15 protein-coding genes are annotated in these 14,954 nt (G+C 41.3%); 7 read left to right on the top strand and 8 right to left on the bottom strand.

The window, feature by feature from the left end; translation table 11 throughout:
* Positions 1-57 precede the first annotated feature (57 nt).
* The 3 genes from FTU01_RS03880 to FTU01_RS03870 form a co-directional block, all read right to left on the bottom strand.
* A complete protein-coding gene (locus tag FTU01_RS03880; protein ID WP_159122738.1) occupies positions 58-1,200 on the bottom strand; it encodes a phospholipase A in 1,143 nt (380 codons plus the stop codon).
* A gap of 22 nt (positions 1,201-1,222) precedes the next feature.
* Positions 1,223-4,162 carry an insulinase family protein gene (locus tag FTU01_RS03875; protein WP_180138209.1) on the bottom strand — a complete coding sequence of 980 codons (2,940 nt, stop codon included), beginning with the start codon at positions 4,160-4,162 and terminating at the stop codon, positions 1,223-1,225.
* Between the two features lie 147 nt (positions 4,163-4,309).
* Entirely contained in the window at positions 4,310-4,759 is a 450-nt protein-coding gene (locus FTU01_RS03870; protein ID WP_034170350.1) for a GNAT family N-acetyltransferase, read from the bottom strand.
* 261 nt (positions 4,760-5,020) lie between these two features.
* On the opposite strand from FTU01_RS03870, the gene FTU01_RS03865 reads away from it, so the two are divergent.
* From FTU01_RS03865 to FTU01_RS03855, 3 genes are read left to right on the top strand one after another with little or no spacing between them, the layout of a single operon-like run.
* Positions 5,021-6,025: an adenosine kinase gene (locus tag FTU01_RS03865; RefSeq protein WP_180138207.1), complete on the top strand. Its 1,005-nt coding sequence runs from the start codon at positions 5,021-5,023 to the stop codon at positions 6,023-6,025.
* Between the two features lie 14 nt (positions 6,026-6,039).
* A complete protein-coding gene (locus FTU01_RS03860; protein ID WP_373684488.1) occupies positions 6,040-6,348 on the top strand; it encodes a Rieske (2Fe-2S) protein in 309 nt (102 codons plus the stop codon).
* A gap of 20 nt (positions 6,349-6,368) precedes the next feature.
* Positions 6,369-6,989, top strand: coding sequence for an OB-fold-containig protein (locus FTU01_RS03855; RefSeq protein ID WP_180138205.1), 621 nt, complete (start codon positions 6,369-6,371; stop codon positions 6,987-6,989).
* Between the two features lie 65 nt (positions 6,990-7,054).
* Here FTU01_RS03855 and FTU01_RS03850 read toward each other — a convergent pair whose 3' ends face one another.
* Both FTU01_RS03850 and FTU01_RS03845 read right to left on the bottom strand, forming a co-directional pair.
* The gene (locus FTU01_RS03850; protein WP_180053843.1) at positions 7,055-7,729 is read right to left on the bottom strand and encodes a YidB family protein; all 675 of its coding nucleotides are present in this window, start codon (positions 7,727-7,729) and stop codon (positions 7,055-7,057) included.
* A 113-nt stretch (positions 7,730-7,842) separates the two neighbouring features.
* Positions 7,843-8,313 (bottom strand): DUF6231 family protein, encoded by a 471-nt coding sequence (locus FTU01_RS03845; RefSeq protein WP_180130326.1) that lies wholly within the window; start codon positions 8,311-8,313, stop codon positions 7,843-7,845.
* Between the two features lie 35 nt (positions 8,314-8,348).
* On the opposite strand from FTU01_RS03845, the gene FTU01_RS03840 reads away from it, so the two are divergent.
* The gene (locus tag FTU01_RS03840) at positions 8,349-9,221 is read left to right on the top strand and encodes a DUF2797 domain-containing protein (RefSeq protein WP_125278306.1); all 873 of its coding nucleotides are present in this window, start codon (positions 8,349-8,351) and stop codon (positions 9,219-9,221) included.
* Between the two features lie 111 nt (positions 9,222-9,332).
* Here the strand turns inward: FTU01_RS03840 and FTU01_RS03835 are convergent, their stop codons facing one another.
* From FTU01_RS03835 to FTU01_RS03825, 3 genes are all read right to left on the bottom strand, one after another.
* Complete coding sequence (locus tag FTU01_RS03835; protein ID WP_180138202.1) at positions 9,333-11,198, bottom strand: SurA N-terminal domain-containing protein; 1,866 nt, start codon at positions 11,196-11,198, stop codon at positions 9,333-9,335.
* Positions 11,199-11,328: 130 nt separating this feature from the next.
* A complete protein-coding gene (locus FTU01_RS03830) occupies positions 11,329-11,601 on the bottom strand; it encodes an HU family DNA-binding protein (protein ID WP_004786051.1) in 273 nt (90 codons plus the stop codon).
* 157 nt (positions 11,602-11,758) lie between these two features.
* Positions 11,759-12,238 carry a phasin family protein gene (locus tag FTU01_RS03825; RefSeq protein WP_034170344.1) on the bottom strand — a complete coding sequence of 160 codons (480 nt, stop codon included), beginning with the start codon at positions 12,236-12,238 and terminating at the stop codon, positions 11,759-11,761.
* 205 nt (positions 12,239-12,443) lie between these two features.
* On the opposite strand from FTU01_RS03825, the gene FTU01_RS03820 reads away from it, so the two are divergent.
* The 3 genes from FTU01_RS03820 to FTU01_RS03810 all read left to right on the top strand — a co-directional run bounded on the left by FTU01_RS03820 (position 12,444) and on the right by FTU01_RS03810 (position 14,898).
* Positions 12,444-13,094 carry a hypothetical protein gene (locus FTU01_RS03820; protein ID WP_104426168.1) on the top strand — a complete coding sequence of 217 codons (651 nt, stop codon included), beginning with the start codon at positions 12,444-12,446 and terminating at the stop codon, positions 13,092-13,094.
* Between the two features lie 111 nt (positions 13,095-13,205).
* Positions 13,206-13,679 carry an Rrf2 family transcriptional regulator gene (locus FTU01_RS03815; protein ID WP_179992330.1) on the top strand — a complete coding sequence of 158 codons (474 nt, stop codon included), beginning with the start codon at positions 13,206-13,208 and terminating at the stop codon, positions 13,677-13,679.
* Between the two features lies 1 nt (position 13,680).
* Positions 13,681-14,898 (top strand): IscS subfamily cysteine desulfurase, encoded by a 1,218-nt coding sequence (locus tag FTU01_RS03810; RefSeq protein ID WP_180138200.1) that lies wholly within the window; start codon positions 13,681-13,683, stop codon positions 14,896-14,898.
* Positions 14,899-14,954: the final 56 nt, after the last annotated feature.

Genomic DNA, 14,954 nt, shown 5'->3' with positions numbered 1-14,954 from the left:
AATGAATTCACATAAGCAAAAAACCACGCATAAGCGTGGTTTTTTACATGAAACAGATTAGTACCAATTCATTAAGGATACACCCAAACCCACATAAGTTGCACGGTGATTATAATCAATCAGACTTTCACCATAACCATCAAAGAGCTGGAATTGACCGCGTAGACGCCCACTGATCGGAAATGACCAGTCGAACTGTACCGCACCACGGTTATCATCACCACCTTTAAGTGTATGACGCAACATCAGGGAAAAATCGTGGGCATTATGACGATAAAATGCAGTTAAATCCCCACGCCCGATATAGTTTTTAATCTCGGGATTATTGTCATCTGCACGATCTTCTTCGATACGATACCAAGGGCGCAGCATCATGGCGAAGTTGTCTTTTTCGAAACCGAGATTCAGCATTACCCGGTTCCAGCTACGAGATAATGGATCGGAACGGCCATTAGATTGATGATTCAGGGTTAGTCCCAGCATACGCCAGTTCAAACCAAACAGATCATAATTGGTACGGAAGATCAGGCTGGCTTCGGGCTCATAATTGGTTTCACGAAATGGTCGGGACTCTTCCGAGTTATACACCTGCCAACGTGAAGACTGGGTATAGCCCAGCCAGAGATCACCATTATCACCCAGAATATTTTCAACCGCCTTGGTTTTTAAAGATAACTGGAATTTCCCCTCAATCGAGGTCAAATTCTGGTCTTCTTCAACCGTGTTATTTGGGTTTTCACTTTGCGGAAACTCGTTTTTCTTGGAAGTCCAGAATCCTGGCATCAGATAAATCGGCTGATAAGAACGGATATTCCAGGTACCCAGTTTACTTTCCGGCGACAATTCCCAACGACTATCCAGCAAGGATAAAGTCGGAGTCAGCTTTGATCCTTCTGAAGCATAGATATTGGAAACGGTTTGTTCAATTTTTGCTTTGAGGTTATCAGGTTCGGGCGCAATTTCTATGGCTGCACGCCGTTCAGAAACAATATCTGGCTTACTATCGGCCGGTATTTTAAATACCGCATCATAACAGGCCAAGCGTTCTGAATTGGTTTCAACCGCAGAGCAAGCCTCCGCCGTTGCCGGCATCGGACTACTCGCTACAGTTTTATCTTCCGCATTAACTTGCGTCCCAACTACACAGCCAAGCAAAACGCCCAGCTGCAAAGTTGAGCGCTTAATAGAATTAAGCGCCATCCTCTATCCTCATTGTTTTTATTTATTGAACTTGCTGAATTGTAAAGCCGAGTTGTTCTAAAGTTTCTCGTTTGGCAAATGGCGCAACCACCGCTTTTGAAGCTTGCTGTTCAACCAGATAAGTCTGTGCGACACGTTTCAAATCATCTAAAGTGACATGCAACAAACGTTCCCGAAGCTGTTTACGGAATGCTGGCGTACGTTGATGCAGGTAGGCATAACAGGCAGTAATCGCTTCACCTGCTGGTGACCCCGGTTTGTCCATACTGGCAATTAAACCCAAGATGGCTTCTTCCAGCTGATGCGGTTGTTGAGGTGCGTTAAGCAACCATTGGATACTTGCATCAAAGTCCTGGAAAGTCTCTGCTAAGCGTGGATCGCGATAACTATAGAAGCGGAAAGAACATGCATTTCCGTCATAGCTTGCGCCACCACCATAAGCACCGCCTTTTTCACGGATTGCGCTATGCAGATAACCATTACGCAAGTAGCCTGCCAATACCATCAAGGCAGCAGCATCAGGATGTGAAACTTCTACCGCAGGATAAGCTGCTGCACAGAACTGCACATTAGTCTGAATCAACCAGGCTTCATCATTGCTATGATTAACTTTTTCAACCTGAGTCAATTCTGCAGGTGCAGTATTCACTTCCAGTTTGTCCCACACGTTTTGAATTTCTTCAATCAGACGCTCAGACTGCTGTTCTTCACACACCAACAGGAATTGTTTTGGTGCTTGTAGCAAGACTGTATGAATGCGTTTTAATTCATCAATCATAGCATCATAAGCTGCTGTATCTTTTTCAGCCTGATTGACCAAGTTAATCAGCCAGTTCAAAGCACCCAGACCGGTATTATGATAATCACGCAAGGCTAGAGCGCTATGCTGACGTGATGCCACTTGCATCGCATAGCTATGACCAGAACCGGAAATACGCGACTGCCAACGAGTTTTACGCTGTTGTAATAACTCAATAATACGGCCTTTTTCATCAAAGCGTAGCTGCTCAAAACCGATCTTTAACAGACGGATCGCATCCAGATGGCTAGCCAAAGATTTAGTCGTTAAAGTTAACCACGCACTGATCTTGTTTTTGTCATCCACTTTAGAACGCAATGAAGCGCCCATGCCCAGACCACCACTGACTGCTGTTTGCAGTTGCTGGAATTGCAGGTAATCATATTCACCCGCACCAACTTCACCCATTAAAATAGACAACAGGTTGAAATACGGTGATTGCACCACTTCATCTGGAATTTTCACCAACACCTGTTGGTAATAAATCCCATTGGTACCTGCATGATAAAGATTCAACGGCGTATCTACGCGGTTACAGATAATCTCACGCAACTGGCCTTGAACAATCTGCAATTCCGCAGGCACATCTTCCAGACCCACCTTAGGTAACAGATTCAAATCATCTGGAGTATCTTGGCGGATATTTAACGCTTCAGTTTGAGCATTGATCTCTGCTTTTTGCTCTTCAGTTAAAGCTTTACCAATTTCAGCCAGACGTGCTTTTTCTTCTTCCGCTTCTTTGGCAGATTTAGTTGCATCTGGAACTAAAGTCAGTTGAACACGGTGCGGGTTATCTAAAAGATGATCTTTAATCAGATTCGACAGCCACATTGGATCTTGCAACTCTTCTTTTACTGAAGCAATTGCAGAGTCCACATCCCAGACTTCAACTGGATCACGATGGTGAATTGCACTGCTTAAGCCGCTTAAAATCAGGCTTAGACCATACGGTGTACCATCACCATTGATTTCACGCTGATGCAATTCGATCTGATGTAGGATCGCATCTACTGCCTGTTGATCAACAGGTTTAGAGGCAACTTCTTCCAGAACTTTGAAAACTCCGTTTTTGAATTCTTCAGCATGTTCAGGGTTTGAACCTTGAACCGCGCAGTAAAAGGTCATTTCAAAGTTGGAATCATCTACGCCCATGAATGGGCCAGTTGACTGTGCATAACCACAGGTTTCCAAGTAATGACGTAAGGGAGATGCTGAATCTTCCAGCAAAATCCCTTCTACCAGACGCAAGCCTAAACGTAACTTGATATCACTCGCTTCTGGCAATAACCATGACAATACGTGATAAGTCTTGTCCTTCAGATCTTCCCCATCAACTGCATAGGTTTCTGTTACATTGAGTGGCGCAGTTAAACGGGTTTCTGGCGTTGAATAAAGTGTTTCACCTTTTCCAAATTTAGACAGTGCCAGATTTTCAAACTGTTCCTGTAACTCAGCAGCAGATTTATTACCAAAGGTCATAAATACAGCATTACTTGGGTGATAATGCGTTTTATAGAAGTTCACCAGCTCTTCATAAGTCAGGTCTGGAATATCTTTAGGATCGCCGCCTGAGTTGTAGTGATAAGTGGTGTCCGGGAATAAGTGATGCGCCAAAGTATGATAAAGCTGATCTGAAGGTGAGCTCATTGCCCCTTTCATTTCATTAAATACCACGCCTTTATATACCGGTTCGCCATTTTCCAGCTCAATACGGATACCTTCCTGAGCAAAATCCAGCGGATTCAGGTTCGCAGCAAAGGCCGCATCCATATAAACTTCTAATAAGTTCTGGAAGTCTTTATCATTTTGAGTTGCGAATGGATAAGCCGTCCAGTCTGCCGCTGTAAAGGCATTCATAAAAGTATTAAGCGAACGGCGAATCATCAAGAAGAACGGATCACGTACCGGGAATTTTTCTGAGCCGCACAGTGCAGTATGTTCCAGAATGTGCGCTTCACCTTTCGAATCCATTGGCTGAGTGCGAAACGCAACCAGAAAAACATTTTCATCATGATTGGTCGCCAGATGATAATGGGTGGCGCCAGTCACTTTATGCTTATATTCAGACACTAAAATGTCTAAAGCTTCAACATGTTGTTGACGTACCAACTGAAACGCAGGATGTACAGTTTGAGAAATGGTTTCAGTGACATCTACAGTCATGCGATCTCCTAATGCTTAAATTAAAAAATTATTATTCGCATTATAGCTGTAGTTGTTTGAATTATTCACGCAGAAAACCGAGGATTTTGATCGAATTAAGTAAACCTGATCATCTGATTTTTAAATGATCAGGTTTGGCAATGATCTCTAGATCATATACTTGAAATAGTTATAACTCGGGTGGTTTTCAACAAAGACATAGTTCTGTTTTTGATAGAAACTGGCGGCCAGTTTGGTATCGGTCTGTAAACAAAGTGCTGAATAAAATGGTCGTGCCAACTGCTCCAGATAAGCCAGAAGCTGCTTACCTACACCATGTTGACGATATTTTGGATGCACATAGAAGCGACGTACCCGGCCAATTCTTTCTTCAATGCCGTTATCGCCCCATTGCTGGTTTAAGCCGCCACAGGCAATCAGTTTATTGCCATCATAGGCACAGGCCAGAAATTCATTATTTTGACTGAAACAGTTTTTTCCAGTGCGGTATTCTTCAATTAACTTATCAATCAGGTCATAACCTTCTTTACGCGCCAGTGTCGCTAAAGTGTCAATCTGATCAGGGAGCTGCTCGGCTGTTACAATCTTAATATCCATATACCCACACTGTTTTAGATGATTGTTCAAATGTCGCACCAGTATAACTGCTTGGTACTCTAATCTTATAAATAAAATCCAACCTTTAAATCAATGGCTACACTCGCTACCGTTTAAAAATAAATCAATTCTTAGACCAAAGATTCAAGCTGAATAAGTTACAGTATTTTTTAAAGTATTCTGAAAATGTTTCAGTGAACTACAGCAAACCCGAGCAATCGTGTAAACTTAGCACTTTCATTTTTAATGTGATATTTGGATATGTCTACTGTTGACCTTTTTGCGATTGGCAATGCGCTGATTGACCAGGAATTTAAAGTTTCTGATGAGTTTTTAACTGCACATCACTTGCAAAAAGGCACCATGCAACTTGCGGATGGTGAAGCTCAGGCTACTCTGTACCAAAACTTAAAAGCAACTCAAACTTATAAAGGTCAGGCTTCAGGCGGTTCAGCAGCCAATACTACAGTTGCATTTGCAGCTTTGGGCGGCTCTGCATTCTATGCCTGCCGTGTCGGTAATGATGATTTGGGTCACATCTATCTGCATGGCTTAAATGAAGCTGGCATTAAAACTACAACCCAATCGATCAGTGAAGGCGTAACCGGTACCTGTATGGTTCTGGTCAGCCCAGATTCTGAACGTACTATGCATACCTATTTAGGTATTACTGCTGAACTCACAGATGAACAGATTGACTTCCAGCCTTTAACAACTGCTAAATGGCTCTATATCGAAGGTTATCTATCCACTTCCGAAACAGCACGTCAGGCCGTAAAACAGGCGCGTGAAATTGCCAAAGCCAATAGGGTTAAAATCGCATTTACCCTTTCTGATCCTGCGATGGTGCAATATGCCCGTGCCGGTCTGGATGAAATGATTGCAGATGGCGTTGATCTCTTGTTCTGCAACCAGCAAGAAGCATTGATGTATACCGAAACAGATACCATCGAAGCAGCTCTGACTAAACTCAAGGAATTAAGTCAATACGTTGTCATTACAATGTCAGCTGATGGTGCGCTTATTTCCAATAATGGTGAAACCTTTACTGTGCCGGGCCGTGCTGTAACTGCAGTGGATGCCAATGGGGCTGGCGATGCTTTCGCGGGTGCTTTTTTATATGCACTTAATGCGGGTCTTGGCTTAAAAACAGCAGCAGAACTGGCAATTTTGGTGTCTAGTCAAGTGGTAGCGCAATTTGGGCCACGACTGGCGGTTTCAGAATACACAGCATTATTAAAAGATGTTCTTAAGGAATGTGCTTAATGTTTAAAATTTGCATGACTGACGATATTCCAGAGCGTGAAGCACGCTCTTTTGAACTTCCGAATGGGGATACAATTTTTATTACCCAGCGTGATGGTTCGTTTTATGCTTACCAGAATATTTGTCCACATTTACAGGTAGAACTGGAATTTCTGGAAAACCAGTTTCTGGACCGTGATCAGGAATTTATTGAATGCTCTACTCATGGCGCGCTGTTCGTAGTCGAAAGCGGTGAATGTATTTCTGGACCTTGTCAAGGCCAATCACTTGAAAAAGTTGATATTACCGTGCATTCTGATGGCGGAATTTATCTTTCAGAATAATAGCTAAAACGGATTTTGCCATGCCTGAGTTTTTACTTGACTATAACCTGATGCCTTTTCATCTCAGTTTATTGTTCATCATTCTGCTTGGCGTGGCAAAAACAGTTGCCTTCTATTTTAAGCTTAAACCCAGTCAACTCCTGAAACGCATTTCTCCGTATGACTTTCATAATGTTGAATGGCTAAATGTCAAATTTTCCAAAACCCTGATTGTTTTTTTCTTCCTGATGAATTTTAGCTTTGCCGGCTATTTGCTTCAGTTTCTGATCTATTCACAGGAATATCATTTCTTACCTGCCTATTACATCATTCTACCGGCATTGATCATTGCGATTTTCTTTACCGTATTTATGATTCATTGTCTGGATCAGGTCATTCCACCTAAATATAAAAAGAATGATGTAAACCTGTTAGGCCGTTTAGCTACAATTTCAAGTGGCAATGCCCGTCCTGGCTTTTCTGCCCAAGCGCGAGTTCGGGATGAATATGGTCAATTGCACTATGTTCAGGTTGAACCTGAATTTGGCGAACTGGAATTTCAGTCTCAGATTATTTTAATCCGTCTTAGAAAATCGCATTATGTGGCCAAGAAGATCTGTAAATCCAACCGACTCTTTAGCCTGAATCTGGAAGAAGCTTAAAGTTCATGCAGTTCAATAGAAAAAATCCCGGCCAAACGTCGGGATTTTTTATTGGATAGATAGATTTATTTTTTAAACAAGCCTGAGACCATATTCAATACATTCTGAATATCATTATTGGCTTCCTGCTTGCTGGTTTGCTCACCTTGTGGTGTCAGTGAATCAATAATCTGCGGCAAGACCTGAGAAATGGCGCTATAGACATCCTGCTTAGGCACATGTGTCTCTTGTGCGACCTGTTCCACTTCCTGATCATCAAACAGGTTTTGTACCTGCTGCGGATCAACATTGGCATTTTCACCCGGGCCAGTAGAGACCCAGTCATCAACCTGGCTATTTAAACCTTGTCCTTTGAGTTTATCCAATGCTCCTTGCAAACCGCCCTGTTTCTGAATCCAGGCCAAGACCAGTGGCAAGACAGCAATCAATAAAGTCTTTGTTGTTGAACTGCCACCCAGTCCAGAACTTGGTCGAGCGGAAGATTGGCTCCCACCGCCGAGCTGGCTGAGTACAGAACCTAAAATTGCACCTAGGCCATTTTGCTTGTTTTGCTGTTGTGAGTTTTGATGCTGCTGATTTGGGTTCTGGTTTTGCTGATTGGCATTATTGATATGACCCAATACTGATCCAAGAATATCTGCCAATCCCCCTTGCTGGGATGAACGCTGCTGGGATTGGGCTTGGTTATTTCCTAAAGCTTGCTTGGCCAGCATTTCCACAATACTACTAAGATTGGTCATAACTCATTCCTGTATACACCTTCTCTACAGAATAGAGTCTGGGCTCATATTTTCCATGCAGGATTTTGTTAATATTTGCAATACTGATATAAGTCCTTCCTAGCTTTCCAATTTTACCAGCGATATTTATCCCAGTTTTCAGGGTTAGCCCAGAATTTAGAGTTAAACCAGTCTGGCACATGTTTATAAGTCAAAATATTGAATTGCCAGAGTGCAAAATCTGCCTCATGAACTGTCTTGTCAATCAACTGGGTCAGACCTAAAGACCTGAGCAGTTTTTCATCCTGCAAGCGACTCACCACAACCAGACGTTTTGCAAATAAATCACGCATTTTAACCAGAATTTGACTCTTCTGCTGTTCTGACAATGCTAAGGTTTCAGGAGTGTCCAGCATCACTACTGCCAGGTCATAACGCTGTTGAAAAGGCAGATTTAGAACCTCAGATACGTTAAAATAGTGCCATTGAATAGATTGCTGAAACTGAGATTGGGTTAAATCCTGCCCGATACAAATAGCAGTATGAATTGGCTGTTCTTTGGCGAAATCGTCTAGCATTGAAGTGATGACATTCTGTTCAGCCATGACTGCATCCTTATGATTTAAGTGAGTAATTTTTTATGGAACTTCAGGGCATTTGCCATAAAATGCACGTCGGTCTTACAGACCTTAGTGTAACTGATCAAAATACCCAGCGGGCAAATGTTGAATACAAATTAATATTAGATGGATCAGAAATTAACCTTCCATTCCAGTTAGGTCAGGAAATCGAGATTGAATGGACTGGAAATATCTATTGTGTTTCTTGCGGCAAAAAAACTTCTAAATCATTCTCACAAGGCCACTGTTTTAAATGTTTTAAAACTAAAGCGTCATGTGATATGTGCATCATGAAACCAGAAACCTGCCATTATCATTTAGGTACTTGCCGGGAAGATGAGTTTGCACAGAATGTCTGCTTCCAGCCACATATTGTTTATCTGGCCAATTCTAGTGCATTGAAAGTCGGAATCACTCGTATTAATCAAATGCCGACTCGTTGGCTGGATCAGGGTGCAACTCAAGCCCTTCCTATCATGAAAGTGGGTTCTCGCCGTCTTTCCGGTAAACTGGAAGTGATGTTTGGTACTCAGGTCGCAGATAAAACCGACTGGCGTAAATTACTCAAAGGCGAAGCGGAACCTTTAAATCTGATTGAGGTTCGCGATCAGCTGATTGAAGAATTTGCACCGAAAATCCAAACTATCCGTGAAGAGTTTAATCAGAATTTGCAGTTTAATGAGAATATTGAAGTTTTGGATAAGGAATTACCACGTGAGTTCATCTATCCGATAGAGCAATATCCAGAAAAAATCAAATCTCACAATTTAGATAAAACTCCAGTGATCCGAGGCAAACTACAAGGGATTAAAGGCCAATATCTGATTCTGGATACTGGTGTGATTAATATCCGTAAATATACAGGTTATGAGCTAATTTTTAGAGCGGAATAAAATGACCGGATTTCAGAAGAGAGTTATATGCTCTCTTCTTATTTTGGATATTATTTCTTACTTAAGAAAATAAAAAAACCAGCCCGTAGGCTGGTTTTTTAAAAGCGAATCTTATTTGATTTTTGCGTGAGATTTTAAGTAACGCGTATAATCATCAAATTCTTGTTGACCACGAAGCTGTTGATACAATTTCACCAGCTCACTACGTTGCTCTGCACTTAAAACATCGATCGGATTTTTCTTCACTTCAGAAACTGCCACAACCACCAATTCATTTGGCATATTTGCTGTCGTTACTGACCAGTGACCTGCTTTAGGCGCTGGTACGCTAAATGCTGCACGTTGTACATCACGCTTAAGCAGACCTTCTGCGCGTGTATAAATGCCTGCATCTTCAAATACCAGTTTACCTTTCGTAACTGATGCTGCAGGCTTGGTTTTAAACTCATTCAATGCAGTTTGAACTTCAGCTTTAGCCGCAGCAAATGCCTTATCTTGAATCAGTTTAGCTTTTACTGCTGGTTTAGCTTCTGCCAGTGTCTGCTCACCCGCTGCATGATAATTGCGAACTTTTACCCAAGCCACATCACCATTGGCTAACTGAATGCTTGAAGATGCATTACGGTCGCCATTTTTCACGTCATCATTAAACAGTTTAACTTTGACAGCCGCATCACTTAGCAATGGATCACGTGTCGCAAGGGTCACACTATTTGCTTTCTGAACCTGAACACCCTTCACTTCCTGAGCAACAACATCTAGCGAGTCCGCACTTACGACCATGTCATTCAGACTGTTTACCGTATCAGAGAATGCATTAGATTTTTTCGCTGCCAATACTTCTTCAGATAAACGTGCTTTTTGAGATTCAAAAGATGGAACTGCTACATCAGGCAATTGGACTGAAATAATATGGTAGCCATAATCTGTTTTAACAGGCGCTGAAACTTGACCAGATTTTAAGGATGCAACAGTCTGATCAAAGATAGTACCGAACACGCCTTTTTCATAGACAGCAATAGCACCGCCTTTAGACTTAGATTCAGGATCCTCAGAATATTGAGCTGCTGCTTGTGCAAAAGTACTACCAGCTTTGATTTTAGCTGCAATTTCGCTTGCCAGTTTTTTGGCTTCAGCATCGCTACGGCTATCTGCAGTCACCAGAATATGTTTAACCTCTGGTTTCACATTCTGCTTCTGGTCAGCCACAAATTTATTATAAGCTTCCTGCAATTCTGCATCAGTGACCGCTACATTGGCAGTATCAATATTGCTCGGCTTGATCACCACATAATCCACATCAACGCTAGTCGGTTGCTTGAACTGGGATTTGTGCTTTTCATAATATGCAGCAATATCAGCTTCTGATACTTTTACTGCTTTTTTATAGCTGTCCAGATTCACGCTAGCGATATGAATATGACGCTGTTCAGTTTGCAGATCTGCAATTTGCTGCATTTCAACCGCACTGACCAGTGGATAATCCATAAAAGTAGAAGACAGCATTTTCAGTGCATGGTCTTTACGTAAACTTTCTACTAAAGCATTGTTGGTCATGCCGATTGATTTCAGGTAATTTTCATATAAAGCATTAGAAAATTTGCCATTCTCCTGGAAAGAAGGCTGCTGAGAAATCATTTGTGCAATTTGCTGGTCACTCAGGCTAATCCCCAGTTTTTCAGCCTGTTGCAAAAGCAAGGTACGCGCAACCAGGGTATCCATCGCTTTTTGATCGATGAAGCTTTGATTTAATAAGGTTTCATCACCATTGGCATAACTTAAGTATTGTTGTTTGAATGATTTTGTCAGTGACTCTAATTCTTGTTTAGAGATATCAGTTCCATTGACTGATTTTGCTGCATCAGAATTCCCGCCGCTAAAATATCCTTCAATACCTACAAGCGCTAAAGGGGTTAAAAACAGAACGAGCAAGACCTTGCCCAACCAACCCTTAATAACTTTACGAAAAGATTCCATAAGTATTCCAATATTTTATTTGCAGAGGATTTTAACCGAAAAAACCCATTGAATGAATGTGTTAATCAAAACAATTAAATCTATCAATAAAAAACGCGCCAAAGAAGGCGCGTTTTAGGATTGAAGCAGCTTAAGCAACAGCGTCTTTTAAGCCTTTACCTGCTTTGAAGCTAGGTACTTTGCTTGCTTTAATTTCAAGAGTAGCACCAGTTTGTGGATTACGGCCAGTACGTGCAGCACGCTCTTTAACGCCGAAAGTACCGAAGCCAACTAGAGTTACTGTATCACCCGCTTTTAAAGCTTCAGTAACAGAAGCAATTGTAGCATCTAAAGCTTTACCTGCGTCAGCCTTAGATAATCCCCCTTTCTCTGCAATTGCATCAATTAATTCTGATTTATTCATGAAAACTACGTCCTCTTAATATCGTTTATTTAAGGTCCAAGAATTTGTTTAAACTACCATAACGCCTTTATAGCAATGCTTTAGGTATAAACGCAATACTTATAAACCTCTTTTTTTTCAAAATATATGCGAAAAAAACATTGAATTATGAAGAAAATCATTTTGTGTGTATTTTTTCCGATAATTCTTTCTGTATTTTTTCTTGCTGCAAGGTCAATTCATCAACCTTGGCATGCAACTGAAGAATTAAACGCTCCAGATGTTGTACATCCTTCAGTGTGACTAATCCTATACGATTCAAGGAATGATGAACAGAGTTGTCGATCAGTTTTTCAACCTTATCTTTGGTATCTGTCACAGATTCGCGTGCTTTTTCGGAGACTTTTTCCACAGTTTGATCTGCAATATCGACTGTTTTGGATTCTAGCTCTTCTCCGACCTTGACCAGCGAGTCAAACAGTTTATTGCCTTCTTCCTCTGCCCGGGAAAATGCCCCAAGGCCAGCCAACCAGATCTGCTTGGTATATTTACGAAAATCCAGCATTGAACGTCGCTCTGAAGCAGACTTTGACTTACTCTTCACTGGTTTTTCAATCAATTCCTGATCTGTATCTTGTGTCGTTTTTGTTTTATCCATGTACACGACTCCTGCTTATTTTCTATGCAAATATCATAAAATTATCTACAAAATCACCGCATAATAGCAAATTAAGGGCTTGATAGATTTGCTAAACTGTTCTACAAAGCACTTTATTTCAAGTCTAATTTGATTTAACCCTGAAATCTTTTACTCAGCAGGATGCTTTTTCATTTTGATTTTCAGGTAAGGATTGGTTTTATATATGAGTGAATCGCAACAAAGTCAAAATCAACCACATTTGTTGCTTACGATGACTTTAATCGTTTTAGAAACAATATTCACGTTCATTCTCAAACATGACCGTGTTGTTGCTCTTCAGGCGAAGAAGTTTGTAGATGAGAATATTACAATAAAAATCAATAGTTATATTCCATATTTTGATTTCTATGTTCAGTTTACCAAAGACGGGCTGTTATTTGACTATAAAGCACCAGGCAGAGTTATTGATCTGGATGTTCGCACTACTTTAATGGATCTGATTAAGATCTTTATCTTTGGCAATCGCAGAAGCATTCGTGCAATGCGAATTGACGGTAATCAGGTTTTAAAAGACGAGTTCCGTGATTTACTGACTTTATTTGCCTTACCTAAAGTATTGTCTGACTGGAAGCACTGGTTATCTGAGCCTCCGGCAGATGAGACTGATATTGTTTCATCAAGAAAACGCATTGCGCCTTTATTAAAGAAAATTGAAGATCAGCGTTCTAAAATTAATAGCCTGCAAGTTGAAGTTAAACAGTATCGCAACCGCATTAAACGTATGGAACGCCGTCAAAAGCGGATCAATATGGTCTTTAGTATAATCACAGTACTTTTGATTGCGTTATTAGTGTATAATTGGATCAGCGCGTAATTCTTTCATTTTCAGAAAATTAAATACGCTCGCCATTCACAAAAATAACTTGACTAATTTAGTCGGGATTCATAAAATCTACACATCTAGTCTAACCATGTGTATCGAATCATGCGCCTAACCACTCGCGGTCGCTACGCAGTGACTGCTCTACTTGATTTAGCTTTGCAGCCATCTGAACAAACGATCACGCTTGCTGAAATTGCAGCACGTCAAACTATTTCTGTTGCCTATCTCGAGCAGTTATTTGCGAAACTAAAACGTTATGGTCTAGTTTCGAGTGTTCGCGGTGCCAATGGTGGATATCATTTAGCACGCAGCGCAGATGAAATTACTGTGTTAGCAATTATTGAAGCTGTAAACGAAACAGTTGATGCGACTCGCTGTGACCATAAAGGCAACTGCCAAAATGGCGCGATGTGCTTGACTCATGATTTATGGCAAGAACTCTCCCACCACATTGCCGATTATCTCGCAAAAATCACCCTTGCTGACCTTGTAGCCCGTGACAACGTACAAACCGTGTCATTACGCCAAAATTCAGCCAACATTGATTCAGCCCTTTTATCGGTTACAGGTATTTGACATGAAACGTCCGATTTATCTTGACTATGCAGCAACAACTCCGGTAGATCCTCAAGTTGCAGAACGTATGATGGAATGCTTAACTTTCGAAGGCACCTTCGGTAATGCAGCATCTCGTTCACATGCTTATGGCTGGCAAGCGGAAGAAAAAGTTGAATACGCCCGTGAACAAGTGGCGAATTTAGTAAAAGCTGATCCGCGTGAAATCGTATGGACTTCAGGTGCAACTGAATCTGACAACCTTGCATTGAAAGGTGTGGCTCAGTTCTATGCATCTAAAGGCAAACACATCATCACTTCTAAAATTGAACATAAAGCAATTTTGGATACTTGTCGTGAGCTAGAGTCTGAAGGTTTTGAGATTACTTATCTTGAGCCGCAACCAAAAACTGGCTTAATTACCTCAGAAATGGTTGAAGCAGCGATTCGTCCGGATACCATTCTTGTTTCCCTGATGATGGTAAACAACGAAATCGGTACGACAACTGATGTTGCTGCGATTGGTGAAATCACCCGCGCGAAAAAGATTTTCTTCCACGTTGATGCTGCACAGGCTGCGGGTAAAGTTGAAATCGATCTTTCTCAATTGAAAGTCGATTTGATGAGCTTCTCTGCACATAAAATCTATGGTCCTAAAGGTATTGGTGCCCTGTTCGTACGTCGTTCACCACGTGTACGTCTAAAAGCACAAATGCATGGTGGCGGTCATGAACGTGGTATGCGTTCTGGTACTCTTGCAACTCACCAGATCGTTGGTATGGGTGAAGCATTTGAACTTGCAGGCAAAAATTTACAGTCTGAACAAGCTCGTTTACGTGTCCTTCGTGACAAGCTTTGGAATGGCTTACAAGGTCTTGAACAGGTATTCCTGAACGGTCACCCAACTCAAAACGTTGCAAACTACTTAAACGTAAGTTTCAATTTTGTTGAAGGTGAATCATTGATGATGGCACTGAAAGATGCAGCCGTATCTTCAGGTTCAGCATGTACATCTGCAACACTTGAACCATCTTATGTACTTCGTGCATTAGGTCTTTCTGATGAGCTTGCACACAGTTCGATCCGCTTCAGCTTTGGTAAGTACACCACTGAAGAAGATATCGATCACGTTTTAAATATCACTAAAGCTGCTGTTGAGAAATTACGTGAACTTTCTCCGCTTTGGGATATGTACAAAGAAGGTATCGACCTTTCTACAGTTGAATGGGCTGAGCACTAATTTTTGACTCTGAGATAGCTGTATTTACACTGCTATCTCATTGATAAAAAATTTTT

This window comes from Acinetobacter sp. YH12043, from assembly GCF_013419915.1.
In the GTDB taxonomy this organism is placed as follows: Bacteria; Pseudomonadota; Gammaproteobacteria; order Pseudomonadales; family Moraxellaceae; genus Acinetobacter.
This window is presented reverse-complemented; position numbering and strand designations above follow the sequence as displayed.